Genomic DNA, 18,032 nt, shown 5'->3' with positions numbered 1-18,032 from the left:
CTTATCATCACACTCCGAGCAGGCCTTCTTATTCGTCCTCTTCGTCGAAAGGTTGTCAGTGCCGTTTTATATGTGTGCCTTATTTAATCGCGACTCACCACGCTTTCTCTTGCGATGCAGCATAGATGTATTCATCAGCAGGAATGTCTTTGTATCTTATTCTTCCTGTAACATGTTTTAAAATGACTTACGTTCCTTTTTGAGCATTCTGCGTGCTACAAAATTGAAAATATAAACACAGTAAGCTGAACGCGTAATACGAAATATTTCTCTGTGTAATTAACTGAAAACTACCAAGATAAAAGGTTTTATCCGCTTTCAGCGGGGCTTCTATGTGGTGCTTTCTTGTTACAAATCACATCAATTTTTTATAATTCTGCCGCTTTTGTGACGACGCGAGCGATTTGCCTCACAAATGTTACAAAAAGGTAGCTTTATCTTGTCAAAAAGTAGGGTTTTCTTTATCATTTCCCTCCAATAAATAGAACTAAATTCATTATTTGTTAGCCATGCTCTTATAAGCGGAATAATAACGATCCAAAGGGAGCAAATGGGAGAATGTTTGGATGAGCAACGCGCCTTTAAATAACGGTCGCAGGCGTTTTCTAACCGCTACAACGGCAGTTGTTGGTGGGTTAGGGGCAGTCGCCGTCGCCGTGCCTTTTATCAAATCATGGAATCCGAGTGCTAAAGCCAAAGCGGCGGGCGCACCGGTTGAAGTGGATATAAGTAAAATTGAACCAGGTCAGCTGGTTCGTGTTGAGTGGCAGGGAAAACCTGTATGGATTGTTCGCCGCACTCAAAGCGTTCTGGATAACTTAAAATCGATCGGTGATAAGCTTCGCGATCCACAATCTGAAATGGAGCAGCAGCCTGAGTACGCTCAGAATGAGTTTCGTTCGATTAAGGAAGAGTTTTTCGTCGCAGTTGGTTTCTGTACCCACTTAGGTTGTTCACCAACCTATCTACCTGACTCTTTCTCAGAGCAGGTGCAGGGCGTAAGATCTGGCTTCTTCTGTCCTTGTCATGGTTCTAAGTTCGACATGGCTGGTCGAGTGTTCCAAGGAGTACCTGCTCCGTTGAACCTTGTCGTTCCTAAGCACATGTATTTGAGCGATACCAAGCTCATTGTGGGTGTTGATGAGGGAGATGCATAATGCAAGCAATGTTAGATTGGGTTGAAAAGCGTATTCCTGCAATGAATGCTTATAAAAAGCATTTGTCTGAATACCCAATGCCTAAGAACTTCAACTTTTGGTACCTTTTCGGTTCTCTGGCGATGCTGGTTCTTGTTAACCAAATCCTAACGGGTATTTGGCTAACGATGAACTATGTTCCTTCAGGTGACGGTGCATTTGCGTCTATCGAATACATTATGCGTGATGTAGAGTACGGTTGGCTTCTGCGTTACATGCATTCCACTGGCGCGTCAGCGTTTTTCGTTGTTGTGTATCTTCACATGTTCCGTGGTTTGATCTACGGTTCATACCAAAAACCTCGTGAACTATTGTGGATCTTCGGTATGTTGATCTTCCTTGTTCTCATGGCTGAAGCGTTCATGGGTTACCTACTTCCATGGGGTCAGATGTCATACTGGGGTGCGCAGGTAATCATTTCCCTGTTTGGTGCTATTCCTGTTATCGGTGATGACCTAACGCTTTGGATTCGTGGTGACTACATCATCTCTGGTGCAACGCTAAACCGTTTCTTCGCACTACACGTTATTGCCCTGCCTATCGTTTTGCTTCTTCTTGTTGTTTTGCACGTATTGGCGCTGCACGAAGTAGGCTCAAACAACCCGGATGGTATCGAAACTAAGCTGCCAAAAGGCTCAATGGGCGACGATTACAAAACGCAATTCAAGTTCCACGATTACTACACGAAGAAATATGACATCATTGATTCGATTCCTTTCCATCCGTACGGCACGGTTAAGGACTTGGTTGGTGTCGCTGGTTTCTTGTTCTTCTTCTGTTACGTGCTGTTCTTTAACCCAGAGATGGGTGGGTACTTCCTTGAGCCGCCTAACTTTGAAGCTGCAAACCCACTGAAGACACCAGAGCATATTGCTCCGGTATGGTACTTCACGCCGTTCTACGCAATCTTACGCGCGGTTCCAGACAAACTATTAGGTGTTATCCTAATGGGCGCGTCAATTGCAGTGCTGTTTGTTCTACCTTGGTTGGATCGTTGTAAAGTTCGTTCATACCGTTACCGTAGCAAACTTCATCTATTGAATATTGTACAGTTCACTATCGCCTTTATCGCTCTGGGTATTTTAGGTGCGTTACCTGCAACACCAACGTACACACTACTATCTCAGATCTTTAGCTTGTGTTACTTCATGTTCTTTGTGTTGCTGTTCTTCTACAGCAAAAATGAAGCAACCAAACCATTACCAGAGAGGGTGACATTCAAATGAAGAAGTGGATTGTAATTCTATTTGCTATGTTGCCATCACTAGCGATGGCAGCTGGGGCCAATGTTCCGCTGGATAAAGCGAATGTTGACCTTACGGATAAAGCTTCGCTACAAAACGGCGCGAAGTTGTTCATGAACTACTGTTTTGCTTGTCACTCTACGCAATACCAGCGTTACGAGCGTGTAGCAACAGACTTGGAAATTCCAACAGACTTAATGAAAGAAAACCTGATTTTCAATCCTGAAGCGAAAATCGGTGATCTAATGGTCAATGCTATGCCACCGAAGCAAGCGGCAAACTGGTTTGGTGCTCCACCACCAGATCTTACGTTGGTTGCACGAGTTCGTGGTGCTGATTGGTTATACACTTACTTACGCTCTTTCTATGTTGATCCATCTCGTCCATTCGGCGTGAACAACATCGTCTTCCCGAGTGTTGGTATGCCGCATGTGCTTGAAGAGCTACAGGGCATCCCGACGCCGATTTACGATACGAAAATCGTAGATGGCGAAGAAGTACAAGTTGTTGTTGGTACTGAAACCGATGGCACGGGTGAGCTGAGTGAAGGCGAATATGACAAAGCGGTTGGCGATCTCGTTAACTTCTTAGTTTATTCAGGTGACCCAGTGCAGCTTGAGCGTCATGCTCTAGGCTGGTGGGTAATGGGCTTCTTAGTGCTTCTAACCATCGTTGTTGTGATGCTCAAGAAAGAGTATTGGCGCGATGTGCATTAATTGTGCTAAAATACCGTGCTAATTCCCAATTTTAATTGATGTACAATGGAGGCTTAGCCTCCATTGTTTTTATTTGTAAGTGTACTGGAGGGCTCCATGGCTGTAGCTGCCAATAAACGTTCTGTGATGACTCTTTTCTCAAGTGCATCAGATTTGTATAGCCATCAGGTTCGCATTGTACTAGCTGAAAAAGGCGTAAGTGTTGAAGTTGAGCTTGTTGACGAAGCAAACCTTCCTGCTGAGCTTGTTGAGCTAAACCCATATAAATCAGTGCCAACTCTTGTTGACCGTGAGCTAGCTCTTTACGATTCAAAAATCATCATGGAGTACTTGGACGAGCGCTTCCCTCATCCACCTCTAATGCCGGTTTACCCTGTTGCTCGTGGCAACAGCCGCTTGATGATGTACCGTATCGAACGCAACTGGTATTCACTCGCTGAAAAAGTGATGAAAGGTAATGCGGAAGAATCAGAAAAAGCACGCACAAAGCTGCGTAATGATCTTCTGACGTTAGCGCCAATTTTTGCTGAATATGAGTACTTCATGAGCGAAGAATTCAGCTTGATCGATTGTTACCTAGCTCCACTATTGTGGCGTTTGCCTCAACTTGGTATCGATCTTGTTGGCCCTGGTTCAAAAGAAATCAAGGTATACATGAACCGCGTATTTGAACGTGATTCGTTCCTTGCTTCTTTGACTGAAGCTGAACGTGAAATGCGCCTAGTTCGCTAAGCGATTTAAAACACGTTATGGATATTGCAAAAATGACTGCTCGCCGCCCGTATATGCTTCGCGCATTTTACGACTGGTTAGTAGACAATGACTTGACTCCTCACTTGGTTGTGGATGCAACAATGCCAGGGGTGCGTGTCCCGGTTGAATTTATTCAAGATGGTCAAATTATTTTGAATATTGCGCCACGTGCAGTGGGTAATCTTGAGTTAGGTAATGATGCGATTACCTTCCATGCTCGCTTTAGCGGTCGTCCGCACTCAGTGATCGTGCCTGTGTATGCTGTTCAAGCTATTTATGCACGTGAGAATGGTGCTGGTACTATGTTTGAACCAGAAGAAGCGTACACTCACATCGAAGAAGAAGCGATGACCGAGGAAGAATCATCCCCATCGTTCACAACGGTTAGCGATGAGCCTTCTGAGTTAGTTTCTGATTCAGATGCCGAAGAGGACGATGCTCCTCGACCAAAAGGCAAACCAAGCTTAAGAGTGATTAAATAATAAAAAAGCAGCGTTACGCTGCTTTTTTCTTTTTAACTTGTTGAAGATGATTTCAAGCCAGACTTTGGAAATTACTCACTAATCGTAAAGACTTCGACGTTCTTTTCACTTTCTGTACTTGCCTCACTTTCTATTGTTTGTACACCGTCACTCGGTAAGTCTACTTCAACAGGCTCCATTTCGCCGTATTGGAACCCTTTAATGACTTGTTTTACGCCTGAGATATTACGCGCGATTTCTGTCGCTCGATCGCCTTGCTCTGGCGTGACATAACCAAACAGAAAAACGTCGCCATCTTCGGTGATCACTTTAACCTTAACACCATTAAGCTCAGAATCAGTAAGCAAAGCTGACTTTACTTTGGTTGTGATCCAGCTGTCATTGCTAATCTGGGTAACAGTGAGTTGCTCTTTTTGTTTGATTTGATTGTGTATGACTTTTACACCACTAACTTCTCGAGCCCTTCGCTCTAAAGCAAGGATAAGGTCTTGTGTCGGAGCTTGTCCCATAAGGACTACAGTCCCATTATATGAACTGGCAACGACACGAACTTCACCTTTAAACGGTGCTTTATTGCCGATCGCCGCAACTTCGAATTCGATGTTATTGTCCTGCCAGATTTGTTTTGTCGTGCGTGTGTCCGTGACAATATTCGCTGTGGTTGCTGCACCTGCGATAAACAAACCTGCGCAACCACTTAAACTCAATGCTGTTAATAAGATAACAAGGCTACGTATCATAATTCTGACTCTCAGTCTTGGTTACTCTTCGTGAGCAGGGAAAAGCACCTGGTCAATAAGATCACAAAGACAATGGAGTGTTACCATATGTACTTCGTGAATACGTGCAGTGCGGTGTGATGGAATACGAATTTCGACGTCGTTCTCACCGAGCAGCCCTGCCATCTCTCCGCCATCTTTTCCTGTTAGCGCGATAATCGTCATGTCTCGAGTTACGGCTGCTTCCATCGCTTTGATAATATTTTTACTGTTACCGCTAGTCGACATGGCAAGCAAAATGTCGCCTGGTTGACCAAACGCTCGTACCTGTTTTGAGAAGATTTCCTGGTAGTGGTAATCGTTGGCCACTGCGGTTAGGGTGGTATTATCGGCGGTTAAGGCCATTGCTGGTAGGCTAGGGCGCTCAGTTTCAAAACGGTTTAAAAGACAAGAAACAAATTGTTGAGCGTTTGAAGCACTGCCGCCATTACCACAACATAAAATTTTATTGCCATTAAGCAGGCTCGACACCATCGCTTGAGCTGCATGAGTAATGGCATCAGGCAGCGCCTCTGCTGCTGCGATTTGAATTTGAATACTTTCTGTAAAGCTGTCTTTAATGCTGTCTAGCATCGCTTATCCTTCAGAGATTGCGTTTTCTATCCAGTTGATATCTCGCCCATTATCATGAATGGCGATGACATCAAATCGATAATCGATATTGTGTTTTAAGCGCTTTTGTTGGCTAAGCCAAACTTGTGCGGTTTTGACTAGCTTGCGCATTTTAGCGTGCGTCACCATTTCTGCTGCCGAGCCAAAGTGATTGTTCTTACGGTATTTGACTTCAACAAACACAATAGTTTCACCTTGTTGGAAGATTAAATCAATCTCACCGACCTTAGTCAGAAAATTTTGTTCAATAAAGTTTAAGCCCTGGCGTTGTAAATACTGCTTCGCCAGAGCTTCATATTGATTTCCGATTTGGCGCTTACTAAAGAGCCCCACGCTCAGCCCAGCTTAGCTCACGCTGTACAACACAATTATTGTCGATACTTAAAATACCGGTTTGGCCGCCAACTGAGTAGCCCGGAACGACCTTCATTTGTGGCAGCTCCCCAATCAATTTATACGCATCCATACCCAGTGCTTTCAAACGTTTTTCCATGTTAGATTGCTCTGACCACAGCTCGTTCATTTCAGCAGTCACGCTAGGGTCTGGGTCAATCAGTAATGGGATATCGCTGTAGATGATGCCTGTTAGATCTTCGTAAGTCGCGCCGCCACTGTTGCTACGCGAGCTAGAGAAAATTTGTGGTGCTTTGGCGTCTGGGTTAATCGCTACCTCAATAAACGGCTTGATCAAAGTCAGTTCCGTGCTTCTAGCAACAATATAAACCGCATCGACATCACGACGGCTACGTGGCTGTGTTTCAAGCTTGATACGCATTAGTGATTGCATCTGAGCAATACGTTGTTTGCTTTCTTGCAGACCAAATACTTCATTGATGTCTTTTTGAAGTTGGCGCTTGTCGCCAAAATAACTTGCTGCGACTTTATTAGAGCTGTACTTGCGCCATTCTTTGTTGAACGCTTCAGTTACACGCTCACCAAAGCTGCCCTTTGGTGCCAGAATCAGAGGGAAGTTATAGCCTTCGCTGAACAAGTGTTTCGCTGCCTGTGCGGCTTCTTGTTCTGGTGATAATGCCAAGTAGCAAATATTGCTATCTGGTTGCACATCTTCGGGAATATTTAGCGCAAGGGCTGGAATCGTAGGACCATTTTCTGAGCCATCCATGGTTGTGTGCAATAGCTCAACGTTTTCTTTTTCTAGGGGACCAACAACAAAGTCGATGTTTTCATTGATCAAACGTTGTTTAATTTGGTCGGCGTTATACGCATTAGTGTCTATTACCGTGAGGGTAGCGCTTGGATCACGGTTACGATCATTCATCATCGCAAACACAAAACCATCACGAATTAATTGCGCTTGTGGCGAGAATTTACCAGTAAGCGGCAGTAACAAAGCGGTGTTGTTTGGTTTAACAATGTCTAGAGAGAGAATGTTTTGAATCTCTTCTGGTGTGTAGATAGCGGCTGGGTGAGATGGGTTCTCGTTTAACCAGCGTTCTAGGGTATTTTTTAGTTGGGATAAGTTGCCCGACAGCGTTTTCGCATAAATAGCGAGTTGTAGCCAACCATCTAAAACATCTTCATTTGGCTCTGTTTCTAATGAGGTCAGTTCGTACTCGGAGTAGCTGCCAAAGTTCATCCAAATACGGCTAGAAATATCTCTCTGCTCCGCGGACGATGCATATTGGCCAAATGCAACCAGTTGGCGGTTTGCCTCAAACGCTTGGTTAAGACCTTGATAAGCGTCGGCACGCATCAAGTAATAGTCTTTCCATTGCTCATTTGGCAACTTCCACCAAGGTTTAAAATTCAACAATTGCAGCAACTGAGAGTAATTACCCTGTTTTTGCTGTATGGTCGCACGCGCTAGTTGCCACTCTGCTTGCTGAACTTCGGTTAACTGTTGACGAGCCAGGCGCTTGATCAACATTTCTGCTTGATCAAACTGGTTTGCTTGAATCGCGGCTTTGGTTGCCATGATCAACCAGTCATTTTGTAAACTGCCTTCCGTGCTATCAGCTTGGATCATATAGTTCTGAACAGACTGAGTAGGCTCAAGTGTTACATCAACGCCATCAGGCTGTCTTGGACCTGAAGAACAGGCGGCGAGCGTAATTGCTAGTGCAACAGGAGTAAGTATGCGTGGTACACTGAGTCTCTTATGGTTAATCATTGCCGTGAGTTCTCTATAATTTTGTACAAAATTGTCTCTATATTAATCGTTGAAGTGATGGTAAACAAATGACAGATAAAAATAAGTTGCCGAATGAGGGGCCAACTCTCTATATCGTACCGACTCCAATCGGAAATTTAGCGGATATCACCCAACGTGCTATCGAAATTCTGTCGACTGTGGACATCATTGCCGCTGAGGATACTCGACATACGGGCAAATTACTGTCTCACTTCAATATTCAAACCAAAACTTTTGCTCTACACGACCACAATGAGCAGCAAAAAGCACAAGTTTTGGTAGAAAAGCTGCTTTCCGGTCAGTCTATCGCATTAGTTTCTGACGCTGGTACGCCACTTATCAGCGACCCAGGATACCATTTGGTGACAAAATGTCGTCAAGTGGGCGTTAGAGTTGTGCCTCTTCCAGGTGCTTGTGCGGTCATTACGGCGTTAAGTGCCTCTGGCTTGCCATCGGATCGCTTTAGCTTCGAAGGTTTTTTACCACCGAAAAGCAAAGGTCGTAAGGATAAATTCCTAGAGATTGCTTCGGTAGAGCGTACGTGTATTTTTTACGAGTCACCGCACCGTATTTTAGACTCTCTACAAGACATGTTAGACGTTCTTGGCCCAGATAGAGAAGTTGTGTTGGCAAGAGAGCTAACAAAAACCTTTGAAACCATTCAAGGCATGCCGTTAGGTGAGCTGATTGAATGGGTGAAAAGTGACGATAACCAACAGCGTGGTGAAATGGTATTGTTGGTACATGGCCATCGTGAAACAACAGACGACTCACTACCTGAAGATGCTTTACGCACGTTAGGGATTTTGACCAAAGAGCTGCCTTTGAAAAAAGCAGCTGCTTTGGTGGCAGAAATACATAACTTGAAGAAGAATGCGCTATATAAATGGGGCTTAGAAAACTTAGACTAAGTGCCGCTAGCGAGATAAATGGTCAATGAGGGCTGATGTTTAGGCATCGGCCTTTTTATTATCTATTTTTGGCACGTTGACTAAAAAGTCATCACTTAGTGCATTCATTTCATCATATCTGTGATCTAACTAGACTCTGAAGTGAGAACTCTATACAATCCGCCCTCGGAGCTGACTGGGTAGTCGCTGCTTTGTTGATGTCCTTCGGGAGACTGACGTCGAAGTCCCTTTGGGAGACTGACGTTGACGTCCTTCGGGAGACTGACAAAGGGGAGGAAAGTCCGGGCTTCATAGAGCAAGGTGCCAGGTAACGCCTGGGGGGCGCAAGCCTACGACAAGTGCAGCAGAGAGAAGACCGCCGATGGCCCGTAAGGGTACAGGTAAGGGTGAAAGGGTGCGGTAAGAGCGCACCGGACGACTAGCAATAGTTCGTAGCAGGGTAAACTCCACCTGAAGCAAGACCAAATAGGCCTCCACATTGCGTTGCTCGCGTAAGGAGGCGGGTAGGTTGCTCGAGCCAGTGAGTGATTGCTGGCCTAGACGAATGGCTACCGCCGCGCAAGCGGAACAGAACCCGGCTTATGTGTCGGCTCCACCTATTCGAGACCCATCTCTACTTCGGTAGTGATGGGTTTTTTGCATTTAATTGACGCAAACTATGTCATTACCAATAAACTTGGCGTAAATCACGTCTAACTTTAGACTTGTGGTGGCGATGATGTAGGAAATCAGTACACTAAAGAATCGCTTCAAGATCATTCAACGAGAAAGCTATGACCGAAACCTTCCAACATATTTCCGTGTTATTAAATGAATCCATTGATGGCTTAGCTATCAAACCAGACGGCGTCTATATTGATGGAACATTTGGCCGTGGCGGTCACAGCCGGACAATTCTATCTAAACTCGGTGAAAATGGCCGACTGTACAGTATCGACCGTGACCCTCAAGCGATCGCTGAGGCAGGAAAAATCAATGACCCTCGCTTCACCATTATTCATGGTCCATTTTCTGGTATTGCTGAGTATGCTGAAGAGTATGGGCTAGTTGGAAAAGTGGATGGTGTTCTGCTGGATTTAGGCGTTTCTTCTCCTCAGTTAGACGACGCAGAGCGTGGCTTTAGCTTTATGAAAGACGGTCCGCTAGATATGCGTATGGACCCGACATCAGGTGTTCCAGTATCTCAATGGTTGATGGAAGCAGACCTCGATGATATCACTTGGGTCATTCGCGAGTTTGGGGAAGATAAACATGCGCGCCGTATTGCAAAAGCGATTGTTGCCTACCGTGAAGACGAAGAAAATGAGCCAATGGTTCGCACTGGTCAGCTGGCAAAATTGATTTCAGATGCCGCACCGAAAAGTTTTAAAGAGAAAAAACACCCTGCGACTCGTGCTTTCCAGGCTTTTCGTATTTACATCAACAGTGAGTTAGAAGAAATTGATACGGCACTTAAAGGCGCGGCGAGCATTCTGGCTCCTGAAGGCCGTTTATCTGTGATTAGCTTTCACTCTCTGGAAGACCGTATGGTCAAACGTTTTATCCGTAAAGAGAGCAAAGGGCCTGAAGTGCCACACGGTATTCCAATGACGGAAGAGCAAATTCGTGCTCTTGGTAGTGCGAATATGAAAGCGGTGAGCAAAGCGATTAAGCCAAGCAAACAAGAAATTGAAATGAACCCTCGCTCGCGCAGCTCTGTGTTAAGAATTGCGGAAAAGCTTTAATTATTATGACGAAATCCACTCCTAATCTTGCTAAGTTGATTGCAACAGATCTCCTCACTGTTGGTCGCTGGCCATTACTGTTGTTGCTATTGATCGTGGCATCGGCAATGGGAGTGGTATTTGCTACCCACCATGCGCGTCAAGCGATTACCGAGAAAGACCATACGTTGGTTGAACGAGAACGATTAGATAGCGAATGGCGTAACTTAATGTTGGAAGAAACTGCCCTCGCGGAACACAGTCGTGTTCAAGACCTTGCCAAAAAAGAACTTGAAATGAAACGACCTGATGGCGATAAAGAAGTGGTTGTCACGCTCAAATGATTAGAAAAAAATCCAACACGAAACAAGCCAATAAGCGTAAACCTGTAGCAAAAGAGAAAGCGGCTACGGGGGATAAGAAAACCGATAACAAAGCAGTGAAAGTGGCGGTCGAAGAATCTTTCTTGATTCGTTGGCGCTTCCATCTATTACTGTTTTTTGTTTTTTGTGCATTTGCCCTTTTGGTGGCACGCGTAGCCTACATCCAAATCATTGAGCCAGATAACCTTATTAAACAAGGTGACCTACGTTCGGTTCGTGTTAAATCCATTCCTTCTGCTCGCGGTATTATTTCGGATCGAAATGGTGAGCCGCTTGCTGTCAGTGTACCGGTTGAGGCGGTTTGGGCAGATCCTGCCACGATATTTAAAGAAAACGCGTTAAGCCAGACCAAAAGTTGGCATGCATTAGCGGATGTTCTTGGTATTGACCGACAAGGGTTAATAGACAAAATCAAGCGCAATGAAAAACGCCGCTTTATCTACTTGCAGCGCCAGGTCAGTCCGGCCATGGCGAACTATATTCGTGAGCTAAAGCTGCCAGGTGTTGGCCTTAAGTCGGAATCTCGTCGTTATTATCCTGCAGGTGAGGTTAGTGCTCACTTAGTCGGTGTAACAGGCATTGACGGGCATGGCCTAGAAGGTGTGGAGCGTAGCTACGATGAGTGGCTCACTGGCGCGGCGGGTAAGAAAACTATTCGTAAAGACCGTTATGGTCGTGTTGTGGAAAACATTGCTTGGCAAGACAAGCAAGAAGGTAAATCACTTCAGTTAACCATCGATCAGCGCCTACAGGCGATTGCGTATCGTGCGATTAAGCAAGCCGTTGCGGACCACCGCGCCACTTCAGGTTCCGTTGTCATGTTGGATGTAAAAACGGGCGCCGTATTGGCCATGGTTAATGCTCCTTCTTACAACCCTAACAATCGTAGCGATTGGCAAAGCTATCAAATGCGTAACCGAGTGATCACGGACTCAATGGAGCCTGGTTCGACCATTAAGCCTTTCGTTATTTTAGCCGCCTTAGAAAATGGGATAGCCGATAAAGATACCATCGTAGATACCGGTAATGGTGTCCTACGTTTAGGTGGTAGTCGAGTCAGAGATGTCTCTCGCGTAGGCAAAGCGAGCTTGACCACGATCCTTAAAAAGTCGAGTAATATCGGTGTGACGAAGCTAGCAATGCAAATGCCGGTAGAGGCGCTTCTTGGGCTGTACAGTTCAGTGGGTTTTGGTGAGCTTTCTGGCCTAAACCTAGTTGGGGAAGTGACGGGTATTTTTCCTACACGAACTCGTTGGTCGCCAATTGAACGCGCCACGATTGCGTTTGGTTACGGTCTATCAATTACACCAATCCAGCTAGCCCATGCTTATGCGACGCTTGGAAACCTTGGCAAATACGAGCCTATTCATATTATTGAAAGCAATGATCATGACATGTCACGTCAAGTGGTGAGTGCGAAGTATGCGCGTCAAGTATTAGACATGTTGGAAACCGTAACTCAAAAAGGGGGCTCGGCTCGCAGAGCGGCAGTTCCTGGTTATCGAGTAGGAGCGAAAACGGGTACATCACGTAAAGCTTCTGCCGGTGGGTACAGCGACGAGTACATCACCTACACGGCTGGGCTTGCTCCGGTTAGCGATCCGCGAATTGCTTTAGTAGTGATCGTAAACGAGCCTCAAGGCGATGACTACTATGGTGGCTCGGTAGCGTCTCCTGTCTTCTCTGAAATCATGAAAGGCGCGCTACAAATACTCAATGTTGCACCTGACGAAAACAAATTCCAACAGTAAGCCCTGTGGTTTACTGAGCAAACAAAATTAAGAAAACCTGAGCCAAAGCTCGGAGAACAAATATGACTAAAGCCATCAGTATGGACGTGCTGCTTTCCCCTTGGGTGGATTGCCCTAGCTTATCGTCCGTTCTTGTTTCTGAATTGGAGCTCGACAGCCGAAGAGTTCAACCTGGAACCACGTTTGTAGCAGTGATTGGCCATGTTGTGGATGGGCGTAAATTCATTGCCTCTGCAATTGAGCAAGGTGCAAATGCAGCCCTGGCGCAAGCCTGCGATGTCAAAACACATGGTACGGTGGAAATCATTGATGATGTTCCCGTCATTTACATTGATAGGTTGGACCAACGTTTATCCGCAATTGCTGGAAAGCTTTATGCTTACCCTGATATGGATTTGATTGGTGTCACCGGCACCAACGGCAAAACCACCATTACCCAGTTAATAGCGCAATGGCTAGAACTGCTTGACCATAAAGCGGCGGTAATGGGAACAACAGGAAATGGCTTCCTCAATAACTTGCAACAAGCTGCGAATACAACGGGGAATGCCGTTGAAATTCAGAAAACGCTCTCCTCTCTCGCAAATCAACAAGCCACATACACCGCGCTAGAAGTATCTTCCCATGGCCTGACGCAAGGTCGTGTCAAAGCATTATCATTTGCGGCGGGCGTGTTTACTAACTTAAGTCGTGACCATCTTGATTACCATGGCACGATGGAAGAGTATGCCAATGCAAAGCTTGGGTTGTTCACGCAACACCAATGTGAACGTGCCATTATCAATGTTGATGATGAAGTAGGTCATCAATGGGCGTCGCAGTTAAGTAATGCGGTCGCTGTTTCGCTCAAACCGAACACTGAATTTGAAAGCGCAATTTGGGCGACGGAAGTCAGTTACGCGGAGTCAGGGATTACTATTAAGTTCGATGGTAAATTTGGCTCAGGTGAATTGCACGCGCCATTGATTGGTGAGTTTAATGCAACCAACTTAATGCTCGCTTTTGCGACCTTATTAAGCTTAGGTAAAGAGAAACAAGCGTTACTCGAAACCGCAGGTCAACTGCAACCTGTACTCGGCCGAATGGAGTTATTCCAAACTGAGGATCGTGCCAAAGTCGTGGTTGATTATGCCCATACTCCTGATGCTTTAGAAAAAGCGCTGCAAGCTTTACGAGTTCATTGTGAAGGCCAGCTGTGGGCTATTTTTGGCTGCGGTGGCGATCGCGATGCAGGTAAGCGCCCAATGATGGCGGAAATTGCAGAGCGTCTAGGCGACAGAGTGGTGTTGACTGACGATAACCCACGCAGCGAAGACCCGGTTCAGATTGTGAAAGACATGTTAGCTGGGCTGTCAAAACCTGCTGAAGCGATTGTTCAGCATGACCGCTTCAAAGCACTGTCTTATGCCATTGAAAATGCTTCGCCAAACGACATTATCTTGTTAGCTGGGAAGGGTCATGAAGATTATCAGATTCGTAATGGCGAAACGATTCATTACTCCGACCGCGAGTCCGCAATGCAACTTTTAGGATTGACCTCATGATCAAAGTAACGTTATCTCAAATTGCAGACATCACACGTGGCGAGCGATTCGGCGACGATCTACTTATCGACGCGGTTTCTACTGATACACGAGCGATTGAGCGTGGGGCTCTATTTGTGGCGTTAGTAGGGGAGCGCTTTGATGCGCACAACTTTTGCCAACAAGCGGTAGATGCAGGTGCCGGTGCTTTACTCGTGGAAAAACGCTTAGATGTGAATGTGCCGCAAATTGTGGTGTCGGATACCAAACTTGCATTGGGTGAATTTGCTTCTTGGGTGCATCAAGCATGCCAAACACCTACCGTTGCGATCACCGGAAGTTGCGGTAAAACGACCGTAAAAGAAATGGTTGCGAGTATCCTGCAATTGAAAGGCAAAGTGCTATTCACGGCGGGTAACTTCAATAATGATATTGGTGTTCCGTTGACATTATTACGCTCACAGCAGGATGATGATTATGCCGTGATTGAGCTTGGTGCTAACCATATAGGTGAAATTGCTTACACGACTCAGTTAGTAAAACCAGATATCGCGTTAGTGAACAATGTAGCCGCCGCTCACCTTGAAGGCTTTGGTTCTATCGATGGCGTGAAACAAGCCAAAGGTGAAATCTACCAAGGCCTTTCAGCTGGTGGTATTGCGATTGTTAACCTAGACAGCAATGGTGAAGCCAAGTGGGATGAAGTGTTAGCAGATAAGAAAGTCATTACTTTTTCACAAAGTAATACTGATGCAGACTTCTTCGCTTCTAACATCGTATTGAACGCCGCAGGTGAAGCAAGCTTTGACTTACATATCGCAGCAAGCTCACAAGAAATTGAACTGTCTCTGGGTATTATAGGTCAACACAACGTTGCGAATGCCATCGCTGCTTCTATTATTGCGTTACAAATGGGCGCCACATTAGAAGAGGTTCGCGCTGGCCTTAAACATTTGAACAAAGTGAAAGGTCGCGTCGAGGTTGAAGCGCTGAGCGAAAAGATAAAATTGATTGACGACAGCTACAACGCGAGCGTGCCAGCCATGAAAGCGGCAGTTGATTTATTGGCCGCTTTCCCAGGTCAACGCTGGCTGATTTTAGGTAATATGGCGGAATTGGGCGAGGAAAGTCTTGCACTTCATCGTCAAGTCGGGGAACATGCTGCCCCACAAAAATTTGAACATGTTCTCACATATGGTGCAGACGCCAAGGTGATCAGTGATCTTTGCCAAGGCATTCATTTTGAGACGCACCAAGAGATGATTGAATACATCAAGCAGCATCTAGACCAAGCCGTTCCTGAAAACCATACGATATTGGTGAAAGGAGCGAACGGTGCACGTATGTTTGAAGTCGCTGCTGCTTTGAAGGAGTATTATTAATGATTATTTGGCTTGCCGAGCTGCTACAGCCATACCTGTCTTTTTTCCGATTGTTTGAATACTTGTCTTTTCGAGCAATCCTAAGCGTATTAACCGCTCTAGGTCTGTCATTATGGATGGGACCAATCATGATCAAGCGTTTGCAAATGCTGCAAATTGGTCAGGTAGTGCGTAACGAAGGTCCTGAATCTCACTTTAGTAAGCGTGGTACCCCAACAATGGGCGGTATCATGATCTTAGCGGCCATCTCAATCACGATTTTGCTATGGACAGACTTATCCAACCCTTACGTATGGGCGGTACTGACAGTCTTACTTGGCTACGGTGCGGTCGGATTTGTTGATGATTATCGTAAAGTGGTACGCAAAAATACCGATGGCTTGATCGCGCGTTGGAAGTACTTCTGGCAGTCGTTGATCGCGTTTGTCGTCGCTTTCGCATTGTATGCTTACGGTAAAGACACAGCAGCAACTCAGCTAGTGGTGCCATTCTTTAAAGACATCATGCCGCAGCTTGGTTTGATGTATATCATTCTGACTTACTTTGTCATTGTAGGTACAAGTAACGCGGTCAACCTGACTGATGGTCTAGACGGTTTGGCAATCATGCCAACGGTTCTTGTTGCAGCAGGCTTCGCGGTTATTGCATGGGCGACCGGTAACGTTAACTTCTCTGAATACCTTCATATACCATACTTACCACATGCTTCTGAGTTAGTTGTCGTATGTACAGCAATCGTAGGTGCAGGCCTTGGTTTCTTGTGGTTTAACACGTACCCAGCACAAGTGTTCATGGGCGATGTGGGCTCACTAGCGCTTGGCGGTGCATTGGGCACCATTGCTGTTCTAGTTCGTCAAGAGTTGGTGTTGGTGATCATGGGTGGCGTATTTGTAATGGAAACGCTATCAGTCATCCTGCAGGTAGGTTCTTACAAATTACGTGGTCAGCGCATTTTCCGTATGGCACCAATTCACCACCACTACGAATTGAAAGGTTGGCCAGAACCTCGCGTAATCGTGCGCTTCTGGATTATTTCTATGGTTCTTGTTCTGATTGGTCTTGCGACATTGAAAGTGCGTTAATCGCGCTTTCCAAGAACAAGATTTACAGTGTGATCAAATATGGAACGTTGGCAAAACATACATAGTGTTGTCGTCGTAGGGCTCGGTATTACCGGGCTCTCTGTCGTTAAACACCTAAGAAAAAATCAGCCACAACTTGTGGTCAAAGTCATTGATACTCGTGTAAACCCTCCAGGTGCAGAGCGCTTGCCGGAAAGTGTTCAACTGCATAGTGGTGGTTGGAATACAGACTGGCTTTCTGACGCGGATCTTATCGTGACCAACCCTGGTATTGCGCTAGCGACACCAGAGATCCAAGCCGTATTAGCAAAAGGTACGGCCGTAGTAGGTGATATCGAGTTATTCGCTTGGGCGGTGCAGAAACCGGTGATTGCGATTACGGGCTCAAACGGTAAGAGCACAGTAACCGACCTCACAGGTGTGATGGCTGAGGCTGCAGGTTTGGATGTTGGCGTTGGTGGTAACATCGGTGTGCCTGCACTGGATTTGTTAGAACAAGACGCAGACCTATATGTACTCGAACTCTCGAGCTTCCAGTTAGAAACGACGTCAAGCTTAAAGCTCAAAGCCGCTGCGTTTCTGAATCTTTCTGAAGATCATATGGATCGTTATCAAGGCATGTCTGACTATCGACAAGCTAAGTTGCGTATTTTTAACCATGCTGCTCTTGCAGTCGTGAACCGTGATGATCAAGAAACCTTCCCAGACGCAGAGATGCCATTGGTGACATTTGGCAGCGACAATCAGGACTTTGGTCTCGAGGTGGATGGCAACCGTACTTGGCTGCTCGATCACGGTCAACGAGTTGTCGCAAGTGATGAGCTTAAGTTGGTTGGTAAGCACAACTTATCTAACGCTCTGGTTGCTTTAGCGCTATTAAAAGCTGCGGACGTAAACTATCACAAAGCATTGAATGCACTTAAAAATTACACAGGACTGACACACCGATGCCAGGTGGTTGCGGATAATCAAGGCGTCAAATGGGTGAATGACTCTAAAGCAACTAATATTGCCAGCACTATGGCTGCGCTATCTGGTTTGGAATCGACAGGCAAGCTCTACTTACTCGTTGGTGGTGTTGGCAAAGGTGCTGACTTCTCGCCATTAAAACCGATCTTCGCGACGCTTAACTTGCAACTGTGTTGCTTTGGCGCTGATGGCGATGAATTTATGCCACTGCATGAATCTGCAATACGTTTCGACACTATGGAAGATGTGATTCAACAAGTATCTTCGCAGTTAAAACCAGGTGATATGGTGATGCTGTCTCCTGCATGTGCTAGCTTTGATCAATTCGACAACTTTATGGCAAGAGGTGATGCTTTCGCTGCTCTTGCTCAGAAATATGCATAATTAAAGGTTA

The 18,032-nt window shown here is 45.7% G+C and carries 17 protein-coding genes and 1 other RNA gene; 14 read left to right on the top strand and 4 right to left on the bottom strand.

Annotated elements, in window-relative coordinates:
- Window positions 1-566 precede the first annotated feature (566 nt).
- The 5 genes from petA to sspB all read left to right on the top strand — a co-directional run bounded on the left by petA (window position 567) and on the right by sspB (window position 4,391).
- Entirely contained in the window at window positions 567-1,157 is a 591-nt protein-coding gene (petA, locus tag R7M92_RS15990; RefSeq protein WP_005372877.1) for a ubiquinol-cytochrome c reductase iron-sulfur subunit, read from the top strand.
- Window positions 1,157-2,422 (top strand): cytochrome b, encoded by a 1,266-nt coding sequence (locus R7M92_RS15985; protein ID WP_005372880.1) that lies wholly within the window; start codon window positions 1,157-1,159, stop codon window positions 2,420-2,422. The genes petA and R7M92_RS15985 overlap by 1 nt, the downstream gene beginning before the upstream one ends.
- Window positions 2,419-3,156: a cytochrome c1 gene (locus R7M92_RS15980; protein ID WP_005372881.1), complete on the top strand. Its 738-nt coding sequence runs from the start codon at window positions 2,419-2,421 to the stop codon at window positions 3,154-3,156. Before R7M92_RS15985 ends, R7M92_RS15980 begins: the two co-directional genes overlap by 4 nt.
- Before the next feature lie 96 nt (window positions 3,157-3,252).
- Window positions 3,253-3,888 (top strand): stringent starvation protein SspA, encoded by a 636-nt coding sequence (gene sspA / locus R7M92_RS15975; protein WP_005372897.1) that lies wholly within the window; start codon window positions 3,253-3,255, stop codon window positions 3,886-3,888.
- Window positions 3,889-3,905: 17 nt separating this feature from the next.
- Window positions 3,906-4,391, top strand: a complete 486-nt coding sequence (gene sspB, locus R7M92_RS15970; RefSeq protein WP_005387408.1) for a ClpXP protease specificity-enhancing factor — start codon at window positions 3,906-3,908, stop codon at window positions 4,389-4,391.
- Window positions 4,392-4,462: 71 nt separating this feature from the next.
- Here the strand turns inward: sspB and R7M92_RS15965 are convergent, their stop codons facing one another.
- Genes R7M92_RS15965 through R7M92_RS15950 form a run of 4 tightly spaced genes read right to left on the bottom strand, consistent with a single transcriptional unit; the run spans window position 4,463 to window position 7,913 of the window.
- A complete protein-coding gene (locus R7M92_RS15965; protein WP_318133819.1) occupies window positions 4,463-5,131 on the bottom strand; it encodes a BON domain-containing protein in 669 nt (222 codons plus the stop codon).
- A 21-nt stretch (window positions 5,132-5,152) separates the two neighbouring features.
- On the bottom strand, window positions 5,153-5,743 hold the full coding sequence (locus tag R7M92_RS15960; protein ID WP_005372901.1) for a phosphoheptose isomerase: 591 nt from the start codon (window positions 5,741-5,743) through the stop codon (window positions 5,153-5,155).
- A gap of 3 nt (window positions 5,744-5,746) precedes the next feature.
- Window positions 5,747-6,115 (bottom strand): YraN family protein, encoded by a 369-nt coding sequence (locus R7M92_RS15955; protein WP_005372903.1) that lies wholly within the window; start codon window positions 6,113-6,115, stop codon window positions 5,747-5,749.
- Window positions 6,102-7,913: a penicillin-binding protein activator gene (locus tag R7M92_RS15950; RefSeq protein ID WP_318133817.1), complete on the bottom strand. Its 1,812-nt coding sequence runs from the start codon at window positions 7,911-7,913 to the stop codon at window positions 6,102-6,104. Before R7M92_RS15950 ends, R7M92_RS15955 begins: the two co-directional genes overlap by 14 nt.
- Window positions 7,914-7,981: 68 nt before the next feature.
- Between R7M92_RS15950 and rsmI the strand changes: the two genes are divergently transcribed.
- The 9 genes from rsmI to murD all read left to right on the top strand — a co-directional run bounded on the left by rsmI (window position 7,982) and on the right by murD (window position 18,022).
- Window positions 7,982-8,845, top strand: a complete 864-nt coding sequence (gene rsmI, locus R7M92_RS15945) for a 16S rRNA (cytidine(1402)-2'-O)-methyltransferase (RefSeq protein WP_182038534.1) — start codon at window positions 7,982-7,984, stop codon at window positions 8,843-8,845.
- A 167-nt stretch (window positions 8,846-9,012) separates the two neighbouring features.
- Window positions 9,013-9,443: RNase P RNA component class A (gene rnpB / locus R7M92_RS15940), an RNA gene on the top strand.
- 175 nt (window positions 9,444-9,618) lie between these two features.
- The gene (gene rsmH / locus R7M92_RS15935) at window positions 9,619-10,569 is read left to right on the top strand and encodes a 16S rRNA (cytosine(1402)-N(4))-methyltransferase RsmH (protein WP_005372918.1); all 951 of its coding nucleotides are present in this window, start codon (window positions 9,619-9,621) and stop codon (window positions 10,567-10,569) included.
- A 5-nt stretch (window positions 10,570-10,574) separates the two neighbouring features.
- The gene (gene ftsL / locus R7M92_RS15930) at window positions 10,575-10,892 is read left to right on the top strand and encodes a cell division protein FtsL (RefSeq protein ID WP_005372920.1); all 318 of its coding nucleotides are present in this window, start codon (window positions 10,575-10,577) and stop codon (window positions 10,890-10,892) included.
- Window positions 10,889-12,682 (top strand): penicillin-binding transpeptidase domain-containing protein, encoded by a 1,794-nt coding sequence (locus tag R7M92_RS15925; protein WP_086046525.1) that lies wholly within the window; start codon window positions 10,889-10,891, stop codon window positions 12,680-12,682. The genes ftsL and R7M92_RS15925 overlap by 4 nt, the downstream gene beginning before the upstream one ends.
- Before the next feature lie 62 nt (window positions 12,683-12,744).
- A complete protein-coding gene (gene murE, locus R7M92_RS15920) occupies window positions 12,745-14,226 on the top strand; it encodes a UDP-N-acetylmuramoyl-L-alanyl-D-glutamate--2,6-diaminopimelate ligase (RefSeq protein WP_054578500.1) in 1,482 nt (493 codons plus the stop codon).
- A complete protein-coding gene (locus tag R7M92_RS15915) occupies window positions 14,223-15,587 on the top strand; it encodes a UDP-N-acetylmuramoyl-tripeptide--D-alanyl-D-alanine ligase (protein ID WP_054574276.1) in 1,365 nt (454 codons plus the stop codon). The genes murE and R7M92_RS15915 overlap by 4 nt, the downstream gene beginning before the upstream one ends.
- Window positions 15,587-16,669: a phospho-N-acetylmuramoyl-pentapeptide-transferase gene (mraY, locus tag R7M92_RS15910; protein WP_005372931.1), complete on the top strand. Its 1,083-nt coding sequence runs from the start codon at window positions 15,587-15,589 to the stop codon at window positions 16,667-16,669. The genes R7M92_RS15915 and mraY overlap by 1 nt, the downstream gene beginning before the upstream one ends.
- Before the next feature lie 39 nt (window positions 16,670-16,708).
- Window positions 16,709-18,022, top strand: coding sequence for a UDP-N-acetylmuramoyl-L-alanine--D-glutamate ligase (murD, locus tag R7M92_RS15905; RefSeq protein ID WP_053306876.1), 1,314 nt, complete (start codon window positions 16,709-16,711; stop codon window positions 18,020-18,022).
- The last annotated feature ends 10 nt before the right edge of the window (window positions 18,023-18,032 follow it).

The organism is Vibrio sp. Vb2880 (assembly GCF_033337975.1).
Lineage (GTDB): Bacteria > Pseudomonadota > Gammaproteobacteria > Enterobacterales > Vibrionaceae > Vibrio > Vibrio alginolyticus.
Note: the sequence above shows the minus strand (reverse complement) of the source record. Positions and strands in the feature narration are given on the sequence as shown.